This is a genomic window from Arthrobacter subterraneus (assembly GCF_900099735.1).
GTDB classification, from domain to species: domain Bacteria; phylum Actinomycetota; class Actinomycetes; order Actinomycetales; family Micrococcaceae; genus Arthrobacter_D; species Arthrobacter_D subterraneus.
Map to the genome: position 1 here is coordinate 466477 of NZ_FNDT01000001.1, position 19998 is coordinate 486474.

A 19998-nucleotide genomic window follows, 5' to 3' on the forward strand; every position below is an offset into this window, starting at 1 on the left:
GCCGCCACCGAGCACTTGGACAGTGGACCCGCGCGCCGCTAAAGATCAGCCAGGACACCGCCCGGATTCTCGACCGCATCAGCGACATAGCGCAGGAACCCGCCCGCCACGCCGCCGTCGCACACGCGGTGGTCGAAGGTCAGCGTCAGCTCCGTCACCTTGCGCACCGCGAGTTCGCCGTTGACCACCCACGGCCGGTCGATGATCCGGCCCAGTCCCAGAATCGCCGCCTCCGGGTGGTTGATGATCGCAGCGCTTCCGTCCACTCCGAAGACCCCGTAGTTGTTCAGCGTGAACGTGCCGGAGGTAAGGTCCGCCGGAGTCGCCTTGCCCTCGCGTGCGAGTGCGGCGAGGCGCCGGATCTCCGCATCCAGTTCCCGGGCACTCATCCGGTCAGCCCGCTGCACTGCCGGCACCAGAAGACCGCGGTCGGTCTGGGCGGCGATGCCCAGGTTCACGCCGTCGAACGTGAGGATCTCCTGGCTACTGTCTTCCCGCTCGACGATGCGAGTGTTCAGTTCCGGGTACCGGGCCAGCCCGGCGAGCGCAAACCGGGCCACGAAGGCCAGCAGTCCCGGAGTGGTGTCCGGCTGCCGGCGTTTCAGATCGGCCCGCAGCTCCACCAGAGCCGTCGCATCCACGTCCACCCAGACGGTGGCTTCGGGGATTTCTCGGCGGCTGCGGGTCATTGCCTCGGCCACTGCCTTGCGTACGCCCCGCACGGGGACGCGCCCGGTGATCTGCAGGCCGCTGCGACGGTCGGCTTCGGCGCGGGTCTCGGTAGCGGTCTCTCCGGAATCCGTCGGCGCCGGCGCCTCTGCCGACGTTCCGAGGGCACGCTCGACGTCGCGGCGCAAGATCATGCCGTCAGCGCCGCTACCTTCAAGCGAGTGGAGATCGAGCCCGGCGTCCCGGGCCAGCTTGCGCACCAGCGGTGAGATGCAGAATACTGCCCGTCGGCCGTCGTCGGGCTTGGGCTGGTCCGGTGTGCCGGCAGCGGTCGCGGCCCCGCCTCGGCGCTGCCTGGTCCGTCCGCCCGTTCCGGTTCCCGGCGTGCCGTAGCCGATCAGGACGTTGCCTGAGCCGGTGCCGGATTCCGCTTCGGGCTCCCCGGCCGCCGGAGCTGCGGCTAACTGCTCGTCGGTGGGGACGGTGACTCCGGCACGCTCCTCGTCCCGGTAGGCCTCGGCTTCCGGGTCGGCTGCAGCATCCGGAGATGACGGTTCAGCTGCCGCAGCGCCGGGCGGCGTCACTGAGATCAGCGGCGCACCGACGTTGATGGTGGTTCCGGCCTCGCCGTGCAGCTGGGTCACGACGCCGGCAAAGGGCGAGGGAACCACCACCATCGACTTCGCAGTCTCCACCTCGGCAACGGGCTGGTCCACGGTAACGGTGTCGCCCTCGGCAACAAGCCAGTTCACCAGCTCGGCCTCGGTCAGCCCCTCACCGAGGTCCGGAAGCAGGAACACCTTCACGGAGGGGCTCGTTGTCACGGCGCTCATGCGTCCTCCCACTGAAGTTCGTCGACGGTGTCCAGGATCCGGTCAACGCTGGGCAGGAAATAGTGCTCCAGCTTCGGTGAGGGGTAGGGAATATCAAACCCCGTCACGCGCCGCACGGGAGCGGCCAGCGAATGGAAGCAGCGCTCCTGGACGCGGGCAACAATCTCGGACGCGACGGAGGCGAAGCCGGGCGCTTCCGCGATGACCACGGCGCGGCCGGTCTTCCGCACGCTGGCGCTGACCGTCTCGTCGTCGAACGGAACGATGGAACGCACGTCAATGACCTCGAGGCTGCGCCCCTCGGAGGCGGCAGCTTCAGCCGCGGCGAGCGCGGTGGGCACGGAGGGACCGTAGGCAATGAGGGTGGCATCAGTTCCGGAGCGGGCAACGACGGCGAGGCCCACCGCTGAACCGGTGGCGGCGTCGTCGTCGGCTTCCTTCCGCAGTTCCGCCAGGTCGAGGGTCTCCTTGGACCAGTAGAGCTTCTTCGGCTCGAGGAACACCACGGGATCGGGGAAGCGGATGGCTGCGCGGAGCATCAGGTAGGCATCGCGCACGGTTGCCGGCGCGAGCACGGTGAGGCCGGGCGTGTGCGCGTAGTACGACTCCGAGGAATCGCAGTGGTGCTCCACTCCCCCGATGCCGCCCGCATACGGGATCCGGATGACCAGCGGCAGCTTGACCCTGCCCCTGGTCCGGTTGGGCATCTTCGCGACGTGGCTGACCACCTGCTCGAACGCCGGGTACGCGAAGGCGTCGAACTGCATTTCGACGACGGGGCGCATGCCGTTCATTGCCATGCCCACCGCCATGCCCATGATGCCGGACTCCGCCAGGGGCGTGTCGAAGCAGCGTTCCTCGCCGAAGCGGGCGGTGAGCCCGTCGGTGATCCGGAAAACTCCGCCGAGCGGGCCTACGTCCTCACCGAACATGATGACCGAGGGATCGGCCTCCATTGCATCGGCCAGCGCGGTGTTCAGCGCCTTGGCGAAGGTCAGCGGCTGGGGCCCTGCCGGGGGTGCGGCCGTTTCGGCGGCGTCCGACCGGACTGCTGTCTCAGTCATCGCTACGCACCTTCCCGTGAGAGCTCGTCCGCCAGCAGGGCGGCCTGTTCGCGCAGCTGGCTTGTCTTCTCGGTATAGACGTACTCGAAGAGGTCAGCCGGGTTGATGTCCGGGTCTGAGTTCAATCCGTCGCGGAGGGTCGTGGCGGTCTGTTCGGCGGCGTCGGCGATGTCCCGCTCTACATCAGCGTTGAGCAGGTTCAGGTTCCCGAGGTAGGTGCGCATCCGGGTGATCGGGTCCCTGGGAACCCACTTCTCGACGTCGGACTGTGAGCGGTACCGGGACGGATCGTCCGCGTTGGTGTGGGCCTGCATGCGGTAGGTGTGGGCCTCCACGAGGGCCGGGCCACCGCCGTCGCGTGCCCGGTCGACCGCCTTGCCGAGGACGGACAGCATGGCCGCAAGGTCATTGCCGTCCACACGCTCACCGGGCATGCCGTAGCCGATTGCCTTGTGGGCCAGGGAGGGAGCCACGCTTTGGTGCTTCAGCGGCACGGAGATGGCGTACTCGTTGTTCTGGACGAGGAAGACCACCGGCACGTGGAACACTGCGGCGAAGTTGAGCGCTTCGTGGAAGTCGCCCTCGCTGGTGGCGCCGTCCCCGCAGAGCGCCAGCACCACGGTGTTCTCGCCGCGCAGCTTGGCTGCATGGGCTACGCCGACGGCGTGCAGCAGCTGGGTGGCCAGCGGTGTTGCCTGGGTGGCGGTCTTGTGTTCATGCGGGTCATACCCGGAATGCCAGTCGCCCCGCAGCAGCGTCAGCACTTCGAGGGGATCCACTCCGCGGGTAATCACCGCCACGGTGTCCCGGTAGGTCGGAAACAGCCAGTCGTCTTTTTCCAGAACGACGGCGGCAGCCACCTGGCACGCTTCCTGCCCGTGTGAGGAGGGGTAGACAGCCATCCGGCCCTGACGGACCAGTGCATTGGCCTGCTCGTTGATCCGGCGGCCGATGACCAGCTTCCGGTAGGCAGCAAGGAGCTCGTCGCCGTCGGGCAGGGGGTAGCGGTCGTTGTGGACGTGCTCTCCCTGCGGGTCCACAAGCTGGACCGGCTGGGCGGACGGAAGCATGTACTCCTCCGCCGTGGGGCCCACATCGATGCTGCGGTCCTGGCCGGTGCGCTTCATGGACCCGCCGTACTGGTTGCCGGCGGAGCTCCCGGTTGAAATGCTCATGCTGCCTCCTCAGCCGTTCCGACAATGAGGGACGGCTTCTCTGCCCGACGCTTCCCGACCCGCAGGCCGGATAGCGATATCTGTTGCTCAATTATGCGTTTGTCCACGGTTTCGTATCCACAGATGCGCACTATCGTGGAAGAATGAAACCGAGATAGGCATTTCGGCAGACGAATTGCCGATGTGAGCTGGATAACTAATAAGGGTGTAGACAGATGGCGGAGCAACCCCTCGACGACGTCGACCGCAAGATCCTGGCCGAGCTCACCCGGGACGGCCGGCTCTCGGTAACGGCGGTGGCGGAAAACGTCCACATTTCCCGCGCGCACGCCTACTCACGGATTGCGCGGCTGACGGAAACCGGGGTGCTGACCAAGTTCACCGCGCTGATCGACCCGATCAAGGCCGGCCTCAGGTCCTCGGCCTACGTGACACTGAAGGTCCGCCAGCACTCATGGCGGGAGCTAAGGGAGCAGCTGCGGGCGATCCCGGAGGTGCACCACATTGCGCTGGTCGGCGGGGACTTCGACGTCATCCTCCTGGTGCGCGCCGAAGACAATGTGGATCTGCGGCGGGTGATCTTCGACCAGCTGCAGTCCATGCCCGGGGTGCTGGACACGCAGACCTTCCTGGTGTTCGAGGACATGGACACCCGCTAGCGCTTTTTCCCACGCGCGTGTCCCCGGTCAGGGTTCTCCACGCAGCACGTCAACGTGCACGTGGTCGAGATGGCGGAGGATATCGTTGCCGGGATCCGGGGCTTCATAGTTGTGCCATCCGCCGCGGGCCAGGTGCGCGCTCCAGAACAGGTCATCGAAGATGACGTACTGGATGTCCAGCTCCTCGGCATGCGCCACCAGCCAGTGAGCCAGAATCCAGCCCTGACGCCGGTTTTCCTCGCTCACCGGCCGGAAGAAGATGTCAATGGCCCGACCGTCGTAATGGGTCGAGTCCGCTCCGTGGCCCTGATCGACCCCGCCTGGGGCAAACCCGCCCAGGCTCTGGTCGCCGAACACGCCGGCCATCTCCTTCCGCAGCCGTTCAGCGCGCGGCGTCAGGCCCGTGGCGGTGGGTTCCTGTTGCTGCAGGTCGCCCGCAGCCGATCCGCGGCAGCTCAGGCTGGGGCCGGCGTCATCAGGCGGTCCGTCGGCCAGTCGCTGCAGCACTGCCTGGTCGATACCGGAAATGTCCGGGGCCTCGAGCCCGCGGGCGAGGAGCGCGACTGCCGTGGTGGCCAGCCGGGCCTCATCCCGGTCAAGCCCGATTTCCCCCTCGGAAGTCTCGACGGTGCATTCGGTCAGTGCCGGTAGCAGGCCGCTCCCGGCGCGAAGGCCGGCCGACAAGCCGGATCCGGAGAACACCGCAGTGGAGGCCAGCCCGAGAAGCAGCAGGCCCACCAGCAACCAACCCACTTTTCGCACGGTAACCTTCCAGCTGCAACAGAGGAACTGGAAACCTTAACTCTTGGCCCTCGATGGTGGTTCCTGCGCCGTTCGTCGCAAATAACTACCAAAGCTCTTTAAAACTGTTGACCATAACTCGGGACAACTTTAGGCTTCATCCACTGGATAAAAGATTTATTTCACAATACGGAATATGGTCAGAGAGGACCACGTTTTGGATAATCTTGCTGTACTCAGCCTCCTAGCATTAGCTCCAATTCTCATCGTCGGCGTACTGCTTGCCGGATTCCGCTGGCCCGCAAAGTATGCGATGCCCGTGGGCTACGTCGTCGCAGTCCTCGTTGCCTTGTTCGTTTGGCAAATGGACTTCACGGGAATCCTTGCAGCCTCCCTCGAAGGCCTGATCACGGCCGCCACACTGCTCTATATCGTGTTCGGCGCCCTGTTGCTCTTGTCGACCCTGACAATCGGCGGCGCGATGGCGACCATCCGGGCCGGTTTTGACAATATCTCCGCGGACCGGCGTGTGCAGGCCATCATCATCGGTTGGCTCTTCGGCTCGTTCATTGAAGGTGCTTCGGGATTCGGGACTCCCGCCGCCGTCGTCGCGCCGTTGCTGCTGGCGATGGGTTTTCCTGCGATGGCAGCTGTCATGGTCGGCCTGATCATCCAGAGCACGCCGGTAAGCTTCGGCGCGGTCGGCACTCCAATCATTGTCGGCGTCGGTAACGGACTGGGCGGAGATCCCGCAGTCGCAGAACGGATATCCGTCCTTGGCTTGACGATGCCGGAATTCGTTGCCTCCATTGGGTTCCAGGTCGCGGCGATCCACGCGACCGTCGGGCTGCTCATTCCGCTGATCCTGGTCTGCATGCTGACCGGGTTCTTCGGACCTGAGCGCCGGTTCCGTGACGGACTCGCGATCTGGCCGTTTGCGCTGTATTCCTCACTGGCCATGACCGTTCCCTACGTACTCGTTGCGCGGTTCCTCGGACCGGAGTTCCCATCGCTCTTCGGTGGTCTGATCGGGTTGACGCTGGTGATGTTCACGTCGAGCCGGGGATTCCTCATGCCCAAGGAAACCTTCGATTTCGGCCCGAGGTCCTCCTGGTCCGATCGTTGGATGGGAACGATAGAGCCAAGCAAGGCAACCGACGTTTCCACGCACATGAGCATCGTGCGCGCCTGGGCGCCCTATGTCCTGATGGCTACGCTGCTGGTTGCAACACGGGTAATTCCATCGCTGAAGACCTACCTCACCGGCATCGCCATTCCCTTCGAGAACATCCTTGGAACCGGCATCACCACCTCGGTACAGCCCTTCTATTCGCCGGCCTTCCTACTGATCCTCGCCTCGGTCTTCGCCTACCTGCTGCACCGCATGAATGGTGCGCAGATCGCACAAACAGTAAAGATCTCCGGTAGGCAACTCGCAGGAACCGCCGTCGCCCTGCTGTTCGCAGTTCCCCTCGTGCGGGTGCTGATCCAGTCCGGACCGGACCTCAACGCCTCAGGACTTTCCAGCATGCCGGTAACGCTCGCGGAGGGTGCCGCGGCGCTGACCGGCAGTTCCTGGCCGGCCATCGCACCCTGGATCGGAGCGCTCGGAGCTTTCGTTGCCGGCTCCAACACTGTCTCGAACCTGACGTTCGCCCAGTTCCAGTTCTCCACCGGCAATGCCATCGGCGTGCCCCCCGAGCAGGTCGTTGCTGCGCAGGCCGTCGGTGGTGCCGGCGGAAACCCAGTGGCGATTCACAACATCGTTGCCGCCGCCGCCACGGTGGGCCTGCTGGGCAGGGAGGGAGACCTCCTGCGGAAGACCGTGCTGGTCACCATCTACTACTCATTCACTGCCGGAGCGGTAGCTTTTGTCTTCATCCACGGAATCGGCCTGAACCTCGGAACCGTGATGCTCGTGGCACTCGTTACAGGACTGGCTTTCCTGGCCCGCTGGATGATTCGGCAGAAGCCGGCCTTCCCTGGTGCAGTGCCTGCAGAGGAAAAGGACGTTGCAGTGCTTGCAGAGGAAAAGGACCCGGCCTGACGAAGAACAAATGCCCCTGGGACCGCCTACGGTCACGAGGGACGGCTCAGGTAAGAAACACCAAATAAAAGGACGGTAGCGAAGGCTACCGTCCTTTTATTTGGAGCGATGAATTCAGATGGCCTTGCCCGGGTTCAGGATTCCATCGGGATCCAGCGCGTCCTTGATGATTCGATGCACGTCCATCGACACCTCGCCAAGCTCGGGTAGCAGCCAATCCCGCTTGAGAAGCCCGACGCCGTGCTCCCCGGTCAACGTTCCGCCGAGACGCTTCGCGAGGTGGAACATCTCGCCCAGTGCAACCTTCGCAGGCCCCTCGGTCACCGAATCCTCCTCATTGAGAACAAGCATCGGATGCAGGTTGCCGTCAGATGCGTGAACCACGGTGAAAATCCGGACCCCGGTCCTTGCCGTTATGTCCTCGAGGCCCAGCGCCACTTCTGCGAGGCGGCCCCGGGGTACTCCGATATCGCCGATGGACACCCGGCCCAGCTTTTCAAGGGAGGGGATCGCCTCACGGCGGGCCATGAGAAGGCGGTCTGCTTCCTCGGCGTCTGCGGCTTTTTCGAAGGAGGTGGCGAAGGGCTTGATGGCTTCAATGAGGACGTCCTGTTCAAGGTAGGCTCCGAACCCGTCGGTTTGTGCGAGGAGGAATGCCCCGCCGCGGCTTCGGTAGTCGGTACCCAGTGCCATGTCCACAGCCTCGAGGGTTTGCCCGTCGATCAGTTCCAGGAGCGACGGTTGGATTCGTGCGGCGATGACGGCTGACGCTGCAGCAGCGGCCGTGGCGAAATCCGGGAAAAAGGCTGCCACCGTCGCAGTAGAGACGGGGAGCGGGCGGAGGCGCAGTGTCGCTTCAACCACCACTCCAAGCGTTCCTTCGGAACCCGTTATCAGGGCGTTGAGATCGTATCCGGTAACCCCCTTGAGCGTTTCACGGCCTGTCCTCAACGTCCTGCCGTCCGCAAGGACCACCTGCAGGGCCAGCACGGCCTCCCGGGTAACGCCGTATTTCGCGCACCGCATCCCTCCGGCATTGGTTGCAATATTCCCGCCTATCGAACATATGGCGGTACTGGCAGGGTCCGGCGCGTAGAAGAGACCGTATTCGCCTGCGGCGGCATTCAGTTCAGCATTGAGGACGCCCGGCTGGACAACCGCGAGCTGCTCCACCGGGTCGATCCGGAGGATGCTGTTCATCCGGGACAGATCAAGGACAATTTCGCCTGATCTCGCCGATGCGCCGGCGGCAAGACCTGTCCCTGCTCCACGCGTCACAACCGGCGTACGGTTGGCGGCGGCAAGGCGCATGGTCGTCACGACGTCGTCGGCCGACTCGGCGAAGACAACGCCGTCCGGAGCAGAGGCGGAGACGTAGCCCGACCTGTCGGTACTCGCCCTCCACCTGTCCGCTTCCGAGACGGAAGCGTGGCGTAAGCCCTCAAGAACCCTGGCAGTCGAACTGGCTTGAACCGTCATCTCACAAAACTCCTTCGTCATGCGTAAACATCCTGCAGCGAGCCTCGGCGCTCTATGTGATTTCGCAATGTGAGAAAAAACTTTTGCAGGATAATAAACACTACTTTTGAGAAGAGGAGGGGTCAACGGATTATGGGTTTCCTCGATGAGGAGCGGCAACCATGAGGCGAACGGTGGCCCCTGTGAGATAAACGGCCGCAGGCATGGAACTCGCGTGGAAGAGACCGCTGTCGGGCCATCATTGCCTGCCTGAGGATTGACGCCTGCCTGAGGATTGACGTTGACAGCGACGCCCCCGGTGGTTAGGTTCGTCCTACTGGTAAATTTTTTCCACATTATGAGAACTCGAAGGACAAGCCGTATGCCAAATTATTTGGAGACCAGCGGACTAAGCGTTGCCGAAGAGCTGTACACCTTTGTCCGCGAGGAAGCGCTGCCCGGTACGGGGATCAAAGAGCAAGCATTTTGGGCGGGTGCAGCCGAGCTCATCCGGGAATTCTCGCCCCGGATCCGCGAACTTCTGGCAACCCGTGACCGGATACAGCAGCAAATCGACGAGTACCACCGCTCCCGCGGTACGGAGGCCCTGGATCCGGACGAGTACGAGAAGTTCCTCCGGTCGATCGGCTATCTGGTGGAGGAGCCCGGGGACTTCAGCATCTCCACCGACGGGGTCGACCCGGAGATCGCCACCGTGTCCGGGCCCCAGCTGGTGGTCCCCCTGCTCAACGCGCGCTTCGCAGCGAACGCTGCCAATGCCCGCTGGGGTTCACTGTATGACGCACTCTATGGCACAGACGCCATCGACCAGGCCGAGGGCCGCGAGCTCACCTCCAGCTACAATCCGGTCCGTGGAGCCGCCGTCGTGGCACAGGGGCGGCAGTTCCTGAACGACCACTTCGAGCTGGCCAACGGATCCCACGCAGACGTCACCGGCTACCGGGTCTCGGACGGCAGCCTTGTGGCAGAGACCGCTTCAGGCACAACCGGCCTGGCGGAGCCGGACCAGTTCGCAGGGTACCGGGGCTCCGCAGACCTGCCGGAAGCTCTGCTGCTCCGCCACCACGGGTTGCACATCGAGATCCAGATCGATCGTCAGCACCCGATCGGCTCGGGAGATCCGGCCGGCGTCAAGGACATCGTGCTGGAATCCGCTATCACCACCATCATGGACCTCGAGGACTCCGTTGCCGCGGTCGATGCCCCGGACAAGGTGGCGGGTTACCGCAACTGGCTGCAGCTCATGCAGGGCACCCTGACCGCCGACATCGAAAAGGGCGGCCAAACTTTCACCCGCCGGCTCAACGAGGACCGCGTATACACGGCAGCGGATGGATCAGAACTGACTTTGCCTGGCCGCTCACTGCTTCTCATCCGCCAGGTCGGCCACCTCATGACCAGCGACGCGGTACTGGATTCAGCCGGCACTCCGGTGCCTGAGGAAATCCTTGACGCCCTCTTCACCGGCCTTGGCTCGCTGCACGACCTGCGCGGCCCGAACGCCGGCCGCAACTCACGCGCGGGCTCGGTGTATGTGGTGAAGCCGAAGATGCACGGCCCTGCTGAAGTTGCCGTGGCGTGCGCCCTGCTAGCGGGAGCCGAGGGCGTCCTGGGCCTTGACCCGCGCACCCTGAAAATCGGCATCATGGACGAAGAACGCCGTACTTCCGCCAATCTGAAAGCCTGTATCTGGGAGGCGCGGGAACGCGTCGCCTTCATCAACACGGGATTCCTGGACCGTACCGGCGATGAGATCCACACCTCCATGCTCGCAGGCCCGATGGTCCGCAAAGCCGACATGCGTAACTCCAGCTGGATCGCGGCCTACGAGGATGCCAACGTCGACATCGGTCTGGAATGCGGGTTCGGAGGTCGGGCCCAGATCGGCAAGGGCATGTGGGCAGCTCCTGACAACATGGCGGACATGCTCGTCCAGAAGGTCGCCCACCCACGTGCCGGGGCTGACTGCGCCTGGGTTCCCTCCCCCACCGCGGCAACGCTGCACGCCATCCACTACCACGAGGTGGATGTGGATGCCCGGCAGTCCGAGCTCACCGGAAAGCGCCGATCAACGCTGCGGCAGCTTCTCACCATCCCTGTCGGCGACCCGGCCGACTGGACTGACGAGGACCGGCGCAACGAGCTGGACAACAACATCCAGAGCACCCTCGGCTATATTGTGCGCTGGGTGAACGACGGCGTCGGCTGTTCCAAGGTTCCGGACCTTTCCGGCACGGCACTCATGGAAGACCGCGCCACCTGCCGCATCAGCTCACAGCACGTTGCCAACTGGCTTATGCACGGCATTGTGAGCAGGGACGATGTTGAGGCGTCACTGCAAAGGATGGCCGCGATAGTCGATGAACAGAACAGCTCTGACCCCGGGTACACACCCATGGCGCCCGGCTTTGACACCGAGGCATTCCTGGCTGCGCGGGAGCTGGTTCTCGAGGGCGCCGCTCAACCCTCCGGGTACACCGAACCTGTCCTGCACAGCCGCCGTGCCTTGCGCAAGCAGGCTATCCCCGACAACCTGACAAGGAACACACTATGAGTCTGACCTACGCGCTCGCCCAGTCCATCATCACCGACGCCCTGGCGGCAGGGCAGCAGCACGGTTTCAAGCCGCTGACCGTCGTCGTGCTCGACGCCGGCGGCCACGTCATCGCCGCCGCACGCCAGGACGGCGCCTCGAACAACCGTTTTGAAATCGCACAGGGCAAGGCGTACGGTGCGTTGGCCCTGGGCATGGGTTCGCGTGCCATCATGGAGCGGGCCGAGCAGCAGGCCTACTTCATCGCAGCTGCAACTGCCACACTGGGTGGCCGGCTGATCCCGGTACCCGGTGGCGTCCTGATTCGGGACAGCGACGGCATCATCCAGGGTGCCGTGGGAATCAGCGGTGACAGCTCCGACAACGACGAGACTGCGGCGTCGACGGCGATTGAAGCTTCCGGCCTGACGGCACAGGTGGACTGACTACTGCCGCTTCATGCAGGGCCGGGGAGGCGTACGTCTCCCCGGCCCTGCCTGCTTCTGTTGAGTGACGGAGCTGTGTTCGCGGACATCACATAGCGAAGAAGAAGATGGCCGGGATGCCCGCCGTACTGGAAAGTGACATCCCGTTCTGAATGTCACCGTCCCCCATGAGGCCCCCACGACAGGCGTCCCGACCACCTGTCCCAGTAAATGCCACGAAAAGACAAAATGTGGTCCCCTGGCGGAAATTACGCCGTATTGAGTTCAAACCGTTGCACAACCGGTTTCCCGGGTGTAATAAACGAGGCACTAACCCCGGAAAACCGGCGGCCGCTTCTCCTGGAAGGCCCGGAACCCTTCGGCGTAATCGGTGCTGCTGCACAGTTCACCCTGGGCGTGGTTCTCCTCCGTCACGGAGTCCCAGAGTCCCAACCTCCGGTCACGGATGGAGGCAACAAGTTCCTTCGACGCCCGGAAGGCTCCGGTGGCGCCCTCAGCTACGCGTTCAACCGTGGATCTCGTGGACGCGAGCAGTTCCGCCGCTGGGAAGACCCTGCTGAAGAGCCCCCCGGCGACGGCGTCGGCGCCGCTCATCAGGTCCGCTGTGTAGATCAGGTCGAGCGTCCGGTGCGCGCCCAGGCGCTCCGTGAACAGCCAGTGGCCGCCGGAGTCCAGTGTTGCGCCCAGCTTGGCGAAGGGTGAACCGATTTTGGCGGAATCAGCAACGTAGACCACATCCGTGGCGATCAGGAGCCCGAGGCCCACGCCGAGGCAAGCACCGTGCGCAGCTGCGAAGGTGGGGGCCGGGAACGCCGCCATCTTCTTCAGCAGCGGGGTGACGAGCCCGTCCAGGTAGGCAACGGCGTCGTCGGTTTCAGGATCGACGCCGGAGATGTCCCGTCCCGCGCAGAAAGCCCTGCCCTCACCGCGCAGCAGCAGCGCACGGACGCGGCCGTCCGCTGCAGCGGAGGCGGCGTCGTCGTACGCTGCGGACAGCTCAGCGAGCGCGTCCTCGTTGAGGGAATTGAGCTTCCCCGGCGCGTTGAGGACTATCTCGGCGACGTTGTTCTCGATGGTCAGGTCGATCATGCAAGCGCTCCTCTTCTTCTTCTGAAGTTTTTGTCGCCTATCTGCTGTTATGAGCGTGCGAAAACAGCAGAACGGCGACAAAAACTTCCCGCGTTAGGCGACTCGGGTCAGGCGTCGTAGTCGACGGTGACTTCGGGGCTGGTGGGCCTGGACTGGCACGTCAGGACGTACCCCTTGGCGAGCTCGTCCGGCTCCAGCGCGTAGTTCTCCTCCATGTCGACCGTTCCGCTGACCACCTTGGCCCGGCAGGTGCCGCATACCCCGCCTGCGCACGCAAACGGCACGTCGGGACGCACCCGCAACGCGGCGTTCAGGATGGACTCACGCGCGTGAGTGGGGCTTGAGACGGTGCCCTGCAGCCCGTCGAGGTTGAAGTTGATGGAGAAGACGTCGTCGCCCTCCGCCTCCTTGACCGGCCGGCCGATCTGCCCCTCCGGCTTGGTGGGCTCACCCGTGGTGAAGAGCTCGAACCGGATCTTCTCCGGCGGAACTCCCCGCTCGGCGAGGGTGTCGCGGCAGAGTTGGACCAGCTCGAAGGGTCCACAGAGGAACCACTCGTCCACCTCTTCGGTACGGATGACGCTGGTCAGCATGGTCTGCAGCTTCCCGGCGTCAATGCGTCCGCTCAGCAGCGGGGAAATGCGCTGCTCGCGGGACAGCACGTGATGGAGCGCGAACCTGGCCGGATAGCGGTCCTTCAGGTCGGCGAGCTCCTCGAGGAACATCACGTCCATCGACGCCTTGTTCGCGTAGATCAGGTCAAAGCGTACCGCCGGGTCGGCTGCCAGGACCGAGCGCGCAATGGCGATGACCGGAGTGATGCCCGAGCCCGCGGCAACGGCCACGAAGGAGTGCTCCGTGCTGGTGTCGATGCTCTCCGGGTTGTTCAACCCGGTCATGGGGTGCTTCGAGATGAACTGACCCATGGGGCTCATCACATCGAGCTTGTCGCCCGCCTTGAGGAACTCGTTGGCCCAGGTCGAGAAGGTCCCGCCGAGGTCTTTCTTGATGGCCACCCGGATTTCCCCGGGCTGCGGCTCCGCGCAGATCGAGTAGCTCCGGCGCACTTCCTTGGGCTCACCGTCGACGTCGAGCGTGGTGCGCAGGGCGACATACTGTCCGGGCACGTAGTCGAAGCGGCCGGCCAGCTCCTCGGGGACAGCGAACGTCACCTCGATCGCGTCTTCCGTCAGCCGGCGCACCTCGGCGACGGTCAGTTCATGGAAAGCGGTCCGCCGCTTCGTGGAGGGCGCCAGTTTCACTGCCATTAGTGCACCTTGAAGTAGTCGAAGGGCTCCCTGCAGTCCTGGCAGACGTAGAGCGCCTTGCAGGACGTGGAGCCGAAGCGGGTGAGCTCACGGGTGTTCAACGATGAGCACTGGGGGCACTTCACGCTCAGGCCGACGCTCACTTTTCCGGCGGCCGCCTTGCCCGTGGGCGGGGCGATGCCGTATTCCTCGAGCTTTGCCTTGCCCTCCGGGCTCATCCAGTCCGTGGTCCAGGCCGGTGCGAGGACCAGGGCAACCCGCACGTCCGCGTACCCCTGCGTTGCCAGGGCAGTGATGACGTCGTCGCGGATGGCATCCATGGCCGGGCACCCCGAGTAGGTGGGGGTGATCGTGACGGTGACGGCGCCGTCGTCGTCAATGTCCACCGCGCGGAGGACACCGAGATCCTCGATGGTGAGTACCGGAATTTCGGGATCCGCAACGGTGGCAGCGATCTCCCAGACGGCGGCCTCGGACGCGGTCCGGGACGGGTGCAGGGTGGTCACCATGTTGCCCCCGGATGTTCCCGGGCGAGGACCTGCATTTCGGCCAGCAGGTAGCCGAGGTGCTCGCTGTGCTCGCCGCGCCGGCCGCCGCCGACTGCCGCAGGTACCTCGGGGACCTCCAGGTCAGCCTCCGCGAAGAGGCCGTGGATCTCCGCATCGAAGGACTCCCGCAGCGAGGACGGCAGAACCGCAGTCCCCTCAAGCTCCTTCACGAGGCTGTCATCCTCAAAGAGCTCCCCGACATACGGCCAGGTGAGGATCAGCCCCTCGATCATCCGGCGCCGGGATTCCTCGGTGCCCAGGGCGAGGCGCAGCACCCACTGGCGGGCGTGGTCGCGGTGGTAGTCCACTTCCTTCACTGCCTTCGCGGCGATGGCCGCGAGCGTAGCGTCAGACGAACTGACCAGCCGGGAATACAGGGCGAACTGGTACTGCGAAACCACGAGCTGCCGCGCGATGGTCCGCGCAAAGTCGCCGTTGGGCTGCTCCACCAGGTGGGTGGAGCGGAACTCGTCCTCCCCGCGGAAGTACGCGAGGTCATCCTCGGTCTTGTCCCAGGCCCGCGCGGCGTAGGTGAGGAATGACCGGGCGTGCCCGATCTGGTCCAGGGCAATATTGCCCAAGGCTACGTCTTCCTCGAGCTCAGGAGCCCGCGAGATCCACCAGCCAAGGCGCTGGGCGAGGATCAGGGCATCATCGCCCAGGCGCAGGGCGTACTCGGCGACGGCCTCGCTGGGGCGGACATCCGAGGCCGCAATGTCCTCCGGCCGCAGCGCGTTGCCCGGAGTGATGCGGGTGGCGCTCGCGTTCGACTCGCTCACAGGTGCTTCACTCCCTCGCTCTTGGTGTAGTAGGTGGCATGCCGGTAGTCCTTCCCCTGCGGGGACTCGAAGAACTGGCCCTTGGCATCGGGATCGCTGGTGATAATGGCCGACGCCGGCACCACCCAGAGGCTCACACCCTCGTTGCGCCGGGTGTACAGATCGCGGGCGTTGCGGACGGCCATGTCCGCGTCTGGTGCGTGCAGCGATCCGGCGTGGACGTGGCTGAGCCCGCGCGAAGACCGCACGAAGACTTCCCACAGCGGCCACGGCTCGGCCGTGGGGTGGCCCGGCTGTTCCGCGCTGGGGGCCTTGGCGCCGTCGTCGCCTGTCTGTGATCCGCCGACCATTTATGCCGCCTCTTTCAGTTCGTTGCGCTTTGCTGCCTGCTTTGCGGCGTAAGCCGCAGCCGCCTCGCGGACCCAGGCGCCGTCGTCGTGCGCTGCACGCCGCCGCTCCAGGCGCTGGGCGTTGCACGGTCCACGGCCTGCAAGCACTTCCTTGAATTCGTTCCAGTCCAGCGGGCCGTGCTCCCACTTGCCCGTTTCCTCGTTGAAGCGGATCTGGTCATCCGGGAGGGTGAGACCGAGGACCTTGACCTGCTCCACGATCATGCCGACAAAGCGCGAGCGCAGCTCGTCATTGGAGAAGCGCTTGATGTTCCAGGCCATCGACTGCTTGGAGTTGGGTGAGTCATCATCCGGAGGGCCGAACATCATGAGGCTCGGCGCGTACCAGCGGTTCACGGCGTCCTGCGCCATTTTCTTCTGCGCTTCGGTGCCGTTGGACAGCTCCAGCAGGATCTCGAAACCCTGGCGCTGGTGGAAGGACTCTTCCTTGCAGATGCGGACCATCGCGCGGCCGTACGGGCCGTAGGACGCCCGGCACAGCGGAACCTGGTTGGCGATCGCCGCGCCGTCAACCAGCCAGCCGATGGCGCCCATGTCAGCCCAGGTGCGCGCCGGGTAGTTGAAGATACTGGAGTAGCGCGCCTTGCCTGCGATGAGGTCCTCAGTCATGGTGTCGCGGCTGGTGCCGAGGGTCTCCGCAGCCGAGTAGAGGTAGAGACCGTGCCCGGCTTCATCCTGGACCTTGGCCATGAGGATGGCCTTGCGCTTCAGACTGGGGGCGCGGCTGATCCAGTTCGCTTCGGGCTGCATACCGATGATCTCGGAGTGCGCGTGCTGGGAGATCTGCCGGGTAAGGGTCTTGCGGTAGGCCTCCGGCATCCAGTCACGGGGTTCGATGCGGGAGTCTTCGGCGATCAGCCGGTCGAACTGTTCCTGCTCCGCGGTCAGGTCCTGCGGAGTGTCAGTCGCGGTTGTCATGATGGTCACCTCACTGTGGGAGGCCGGCTGAAGCGCCGACCCGAAATAATTACCGACCGTTCGTTCAGGATATCGGCGAGGCGAGTTCAGAGTCAACACCGGCGGGTCCGGAGACGTAAGGAAGGGCCGGAACAGCAGGTGCGCTGTTCCGGCCCTTCCTTGCCTGACAGTTACGGGCTACTTCGCCTCAAAGACGGCAACCGTCAGCGGCGGGACTGTGAAGCTGCCGGTCGCCGAATCAAACGAGGCGCCCTTCACCACATCATCCGAACCATTCAACTGGATGGGATGCAGCCCGAAGGACTGTCCCACCGTTGCCTCGACCGTTTCCGTGACGGCGGCGTCAGAGGCATTGAAAACGACGACGACGCCGGTCCGTTCCCCGTCGATGTCCGGTCCGGCGCTGTCATCGATGTGCATGACAATGACGCCCGGAGCCTGCTCCGGACCCCCGGTCGGGAACGACACCTTCTGCTGGACCAGTTCGGCGGTGCCGAGATGGAACAGCGGGGTGCTCTTCCGGATCTCCAGGAGCGCGAGGGCCTGCTCCCGGGCTGCTGCGATGTCCGCCGGCTCGGGCTTCAGTGCGGGGTCCGCCAGGAGAGGCGCCATGAACCCGTACTTGTCCGCGTTGTCCGCACGCGGCGGCAGTCCGCGGGCAAAGCCGTTCTCGGTACCGGTGTGGTCCAGAAGGTTGAACCAGTCGCCCGAGTCATAGCTGTTGCGGTCCAGGGACTTGCTGCGCAGAGCCTCTCCCCCGGCGTGCCAGAAGGACACGCCCTGGCCGAAGGCCGTGGTGCTGAGCGAGAGGGTCTGGAACCGGATGCGCTCGGCCATGGAGGTACCGGGGGCCAGCTTGAACGCGAGACTGTCGAAGAGGGTCTCGTTGTCGTGCGCCTCGACGTAGGTGACGGCCTCCTGCGGGTCTGCGGTGTAGCCGGCGGGGCTGCCGTTGTAGTCGACGTCCGCGCCGGTCACCTCGGCGCCCGTGCGGTCCACGAAGGTGTAGTCCCGCAGGTTTCCGGTCAGGCCCACCTTGATCTGGTCCTGGTTCAGCAACAGACGGGCGCGCTGCTCCTCCGGGGTGCCGTTGACCTCCGCACCGTTGGGCCGGGTCAGGAGGCCGGAGCCGAATCCCTGCACGCGTGGATCCTCGTCGAAGGGCCCGCCGCCGCGCACTGCGTCGCGGAGCCTGTCGTTGAAGGTTCCGATGCCGGTGCCGGCCATGTTTGCCTGAGTGGCCTGCTCGAACCGGGCGTTGTCTGCCACCTCGCCGAAGTTCCAGCCTTCGCCGTAGACGTAGATGCTCTTGCCATCCACACCGTCCCGCTCGAGCGTGAGTTCATCCAGGGCGGCCCGCACGTCGAGCAGGTTCTGCTTGCTGTGGTGTCCCATCAGGTCGAAGCGGAATCCGTCCAGCTTGTAGGTGCGCGCCAGGGTCACGATGGAGTCCACCATCAGCTTGCCCATCATGGCGTTCTCAGTGGCGGTGTTCGGGCAGCAGGTGGATGTCTCCACGGCGCCGCTGACCGGATTCAGCCGGTGGTAGTAGCCCGGGACAATGCGATCGAGGTTGTTGGTGGAGGCCTGGCCCGCACCGGCGGTGTGGTTGTAGACCACATCCTGGATGACCCGCAGGCCGGTGTCGTTCAGGCCGGCCACCATGTCGCGGAACTCGCGGATGCGGGTGGCGTCAGCCGGGTTGGTGGAGTAGGAGCCTTCCGGCGTCGTGTAGTGCAGTGGATCGTAGCCCCAGTTGAAGCCGTCCTTGCCTGCGATGGCGGAGACGCAGGCCTGCTGCTCCTCGCTGTCGGGCGCGAAGCTCTCCAGGTTGCACTGCGGTTCCGCCTGGGCGTCGCGGCGCTCTTCGATGGTGCCGATGTCATTGACCGGCAGGAGGTGGACGGCGTTCATCCCCGCCGCTGCGAGGTCCGCGAGGCGGTTCATGCCGTCACTGCCGCTCTCGGCGAAGGCCGCATAGGTGCCGCGGCGCTCCTCAGGAACCGTGGTGTCGGCAATTGAGAAATCGCGGACGTGCAGTTCGTAGAGGGAAAGGTCTTCGGGCTTCTCCAGCGCGGGCTTTTCGAGTGTCTCCCAGCCCGCCGGAGCCAGCGCGGGGTCCATCAGGTTCACGATGAGGCTGCGCTCGGAATTGGTGGACAAGCCGACGCTGTAGGGGTCGGTGACGACGTTGCGCTCAACCTTCCCGGTTTCCGGCACGTACACCTCCACCTCGTAGAGGTAGTAGGCATCCGCCCAGCCTTTTTCACCGAGAAGCGACCAGACGCCGTCGTTCCCTTCCTTGAGGGGAACAGTGGCGAGGGCCTCTCCGCCGGATCCTTCACGGTAGACGTGAAGGTTGACCTGGCGCGCGGTGGGCGCCCAGAGGTCAAAGCGCGGGCGCGGGCCCTTCCAGCTCAGCCCCAGGCTGCGCTTCTGCGCGTTGGGGTACAGCGAGTCGAGGACGTTGGGGACCTGGAGGGCGGTCGCCTGCAGGACGGATCCGTCGGTGCCGACCTGGACTGCAAGCAGCTGCCCCTTCAACAGGTGCTTCGCCTGCTTTGCAGCCTTCTTCGGGAGAGTCAGCGAATCGAAGGCTGCCAGGTGCGGGAACCGGGCGGCGAGTTCGGGAGTCAGGGCGTCAGAGGTGCGCTCGAGCTCGATGTAATCACCGCCGGTGACCGCGCCGTCAAGAACTTCCAGACCGCCGTCGGGCGCGTAGTACAGGCGATAGGAGGACCCCTCGGGCGCGTCGCTGAGGTCCCAGGCCAGGACGCCGGGGGCGAGCCAGTGCGCAGCCGCCCCGGAGACGAGGGATTCCGGAACATCGCTGGTGATCACGTGCGTGCCGTGGTTGTAGGTGAAGGTCACGGACCCTCCCTGCGAAGTCAAGGCAATGTCACCCCCTCCCGCAGCGCCGCCGGCGCCGTAGTTTTCGGCCCAGCTCCCGTTGAGCGCCGCCTTGTAAGCGTAATCTCCCGCCGGGACCTCGAAGGTTCCGCTGTACGTTCCGGGCGAGCCCTCCACTTCGGTCAGGGCGGTCGCGGGGCACTCGGGCTGCCAGTCTCCGGGGCAGCCGAGTTCGGACTGCAGGGAGCCGACGAGCGTGACCGTTGAGGGCGACGGGCTGTGGTCGGCGAGCGCCGGGACCGGCACCAGGCTGACCAGCAGCGGCACGGCGAGGATGCCGGCGGCCAGTCCGGCGGAGCGCCGTCGGCTGTGGTGGGTGGGTGAAGGGATGGGCATGGATCCTCCTCGACGTGCTCCAGCGCACGTCCGATCTTGGTAGTAGGCCATCTCACCCTAGGAAGCCTGTTTGCACCCGGTCAAGGCTTTACAG

Annotated in this window: 16 protein-coding genes; 4 read left to right on the forward strand and 12 right to left on the reverse strand. The window is 65.0% G+C overall.

The features are described from left to right. Nucleotides 1–38: 38 nt before the first annotated feature. From BLS52_RS02165 to pdhA, 3 genes are read right to left on the reverse strand one after another with little or no spacing between them, the layout of a single operon-like run. Entirely contained in the window at nucleotides 39–1502 is a 1464-nt protein-coding gene (locus BLS52_RS02165) for a dihydrolipoamide acetyltransferase family protein (protein ID WP_090584313.1), read from the reverse strand. Next, complete coding sequence (locus BLS52_RS02170; RefSeq protein WP_090584314.1) at nucleotides 1499–2566, reverse strand: alpha-ketoacid dehydrogenase subunit beta; 1068 nt, start codon at nucleotides 2564–2566, stop codon at nucleotides 1499–1501. The genes BLS52_RS02165 and BLS52_RS02170 overlap by 4 nt, the downstream gene beginning before the upstream one ends. A 2-nt stretch (nucleotides 2567–2568) precedes the next feature. Continuing rightward, entirely contained in the window at nucleotides 2569–3693 is a 1125-nt protein-coding gene (gene pdhA / locus BLS52_RS02175; protein WP_245702672.1) for a pyruvate dehydrogenase (acetyl-transferring) E1 component subunit alpha, read from the reverse strand. A 263-nt stretch (nucleotides 3694–3956) separates the two neighbouring features. Here pdhA and BLS52_RS02180 point away from each other — a divergent pair, with 263 nt between their 5' ends. Next, nucleotides 3957–4400 carry an Lrp/AsnC family transcriptional regulator gene (locus BLS52_RS02180; RefSeq protein ID WP_090584316.1) on the forward strand — a complete coding sequence of 148 codons (444 nt, stop codon included), beginning with the start codon at nucleotides 3957–3959 and terminating at the stop codon, nucleotides 4398–4400. Nucleotides 4401–4427: 27 nt separating this feature from the next. Here the strand turns inward: BLS52_RS02180 and BLS52_RS02185 are convergent, their stop codons facing one another. Continuing rightward, entirely contained in the window at nucleotides 4428–5162 is a 735-nt protein-coding gene (locus BLS52_RS02185; RefSeq protein ID WP_245702651.1) for a VldE C-terminal domain-containing protein, read from the reverse strand. 196 nt (nucleotides 5163–5358) lie between these two features. Between BLS52_RS02185 and BLS52_RS02190 the strand changes: the two genes are divergently transcribed. Next, on the forward strand, nucleotides 5359–7188 hold the full coding sequence (locus BLS52_RS02190) for an L-lactate permease (RefSeq protein ID WP_175460061.1): 1830 nt from the start codon (nucleotides 5359–5361) through the stop codon (nucleotides 7186–7188). Nucleotides 7189–7302: 114 nt separating this feature from the next. Here the strand turns inward: BLS52_RS02190 and BLS52_RS02195 are convergent, their stop codons facing one another. After that, nucleotides 7303–8667: an FAD-binding oxidoreductase gene (locus BLS52_RS02195; protein ID WP_090584319.1), complete on the reverse strand. Its 1365-nt coding sequence runs from the start codon at nucleotides 8665–8667 to the stop codon at nucleotides 7303–7305. A gap of 361 nt (nucleotides 8668–9028) precedes the next feature. Here BLS52_RS02195 and BLS52_RS02200 point away from each other — a divergent pair, with 361 nt between their 5' ends. Next, nucleotides 9029–11221 (forward strand): malate synthase G, encoded by a 2193-nt coding sequence (locus tag BLS52_RS02200; protein WP_090584320.1) that lies wholly within the window; start codon nucleotides 9029–9031, stop codon nucleotides 11219–11221. Then, nucleotides 11218–11646 (forward strand): GlcG/HbpS family heme-binding protein, encoded by a 429-nt coding sequence (locus BLS52_RS02205; protein WP_090584321.1) that lies wholly within the window; start codon nucleotides 11218–11220, stop codon nucleotides 11644–11646. Before BLS52_RS02200 ends, BLS52_RS02205 begins: the two co-directional genes overlap by 4 nt. A 309-nt stretch (nucleotides 11647–11955) precedes the next feature. On the opposite strand, the gene BLS52_RS02210 is transcribed toward BLS52_RS02205, so the two are convergent. From BLS52_RS02210 to pulA, 7 genes are all read right to left on the reverse strand, one after another. Beyond that, nucleotides 11956–12735, reverse strand: coding sequence for an enoyl-CoA hydratase/isomerase family protein (locus BLS52_RS02210; RefSeq protein ID WP_090584322.1), 780 nt, complete (start codon nucleotides 12733–12735; stop codon nucleotides 11956–11958). 107 nt (nucleotides 12736–12842) lie between these two features. After that, nucleotides 12843–14003: a 1,2-phenylacetyl-CoA epoxidase subunit PaaE gene (paaE, locus tag BLS52_RS02215; protein ID WP_090584323.1), complete on the reverse strand. Its 1161-nt coding sequence runs from the start codon at nucleotides 14001–14003 to the stop codon at nucleotides 12843–12845. Beyond that, nucleotides 14003–14512, reverse strand: coding sequence for a 1,2-phenylacetyl-CoA epoxidase subunit PaaD (gene paaD / locus BLS52_RS02220; RefSeq protein WP_090584324.1), 510 nt, complete (start codon nucleotides 14510–14512; stop codon nucleotides 14003–14005). The genes paaE and paaD overlap by 1 nt, the downstream gene beginning before the upstream one ends. Continuing rightward, complete coding sequence (paaC, locus tag BLS52_RS02225; protein ID WP_090584325.1) at nucleotides 14506–15330, reverse strand: 1,2-phenylacetyl-CoA epoxidase subunit PaaC; 825 nt, start codon at nucleotides 15328–15330, stop codon at nucleotides 14506–14508. The genes paaD and paaC overlap by 7 nt, the downstream gene beginning before the upstream one ends. Next, nucleotides 15327–15680, reverse strand: coding sequence for a 1,2-phenylacetyl-CoA epoxidase subunit PaaB (paaB, locus tag BLS52_RS02230; RefSeq protein ID WP_245702652.1), 354 nt, complete (start codon nucleotides 15678–15680; stop codon nucleotides 15327–15329). The genes paaC and paaB overlap by 4 nt, the downstream gene beginning before the upstream one ends. Further along, nucleotides 15681–16658 carry a 1,2-phenylacetyl-CoA epoxidase subunit PaaA gene (paaA, locus tag BLS52_RS02235; protein WP_090584326.1) on the reverse strand — a complete coding sequence of 326 codons (978 nt, stop codon included), beginning with the start codon at nucleotides 16656–16658 and terminating at the stop codon, nucleotides 15681–15683. Nucleotides 16659–16835: 177 nt separating this feature from the next. Then, entirely contained in the window at nucleotides 16836–19904 is a 3069-nt protein-coding gene (pulA, locus tag BLS52_RS02240) for a pullulanase-type alpha-1,6-glucosidase (protein ID WP_090584327.1), read from the reverse strand. Between the last annotated feature and the right edge of the window lie 94 nt (nucleotides 19905–19998).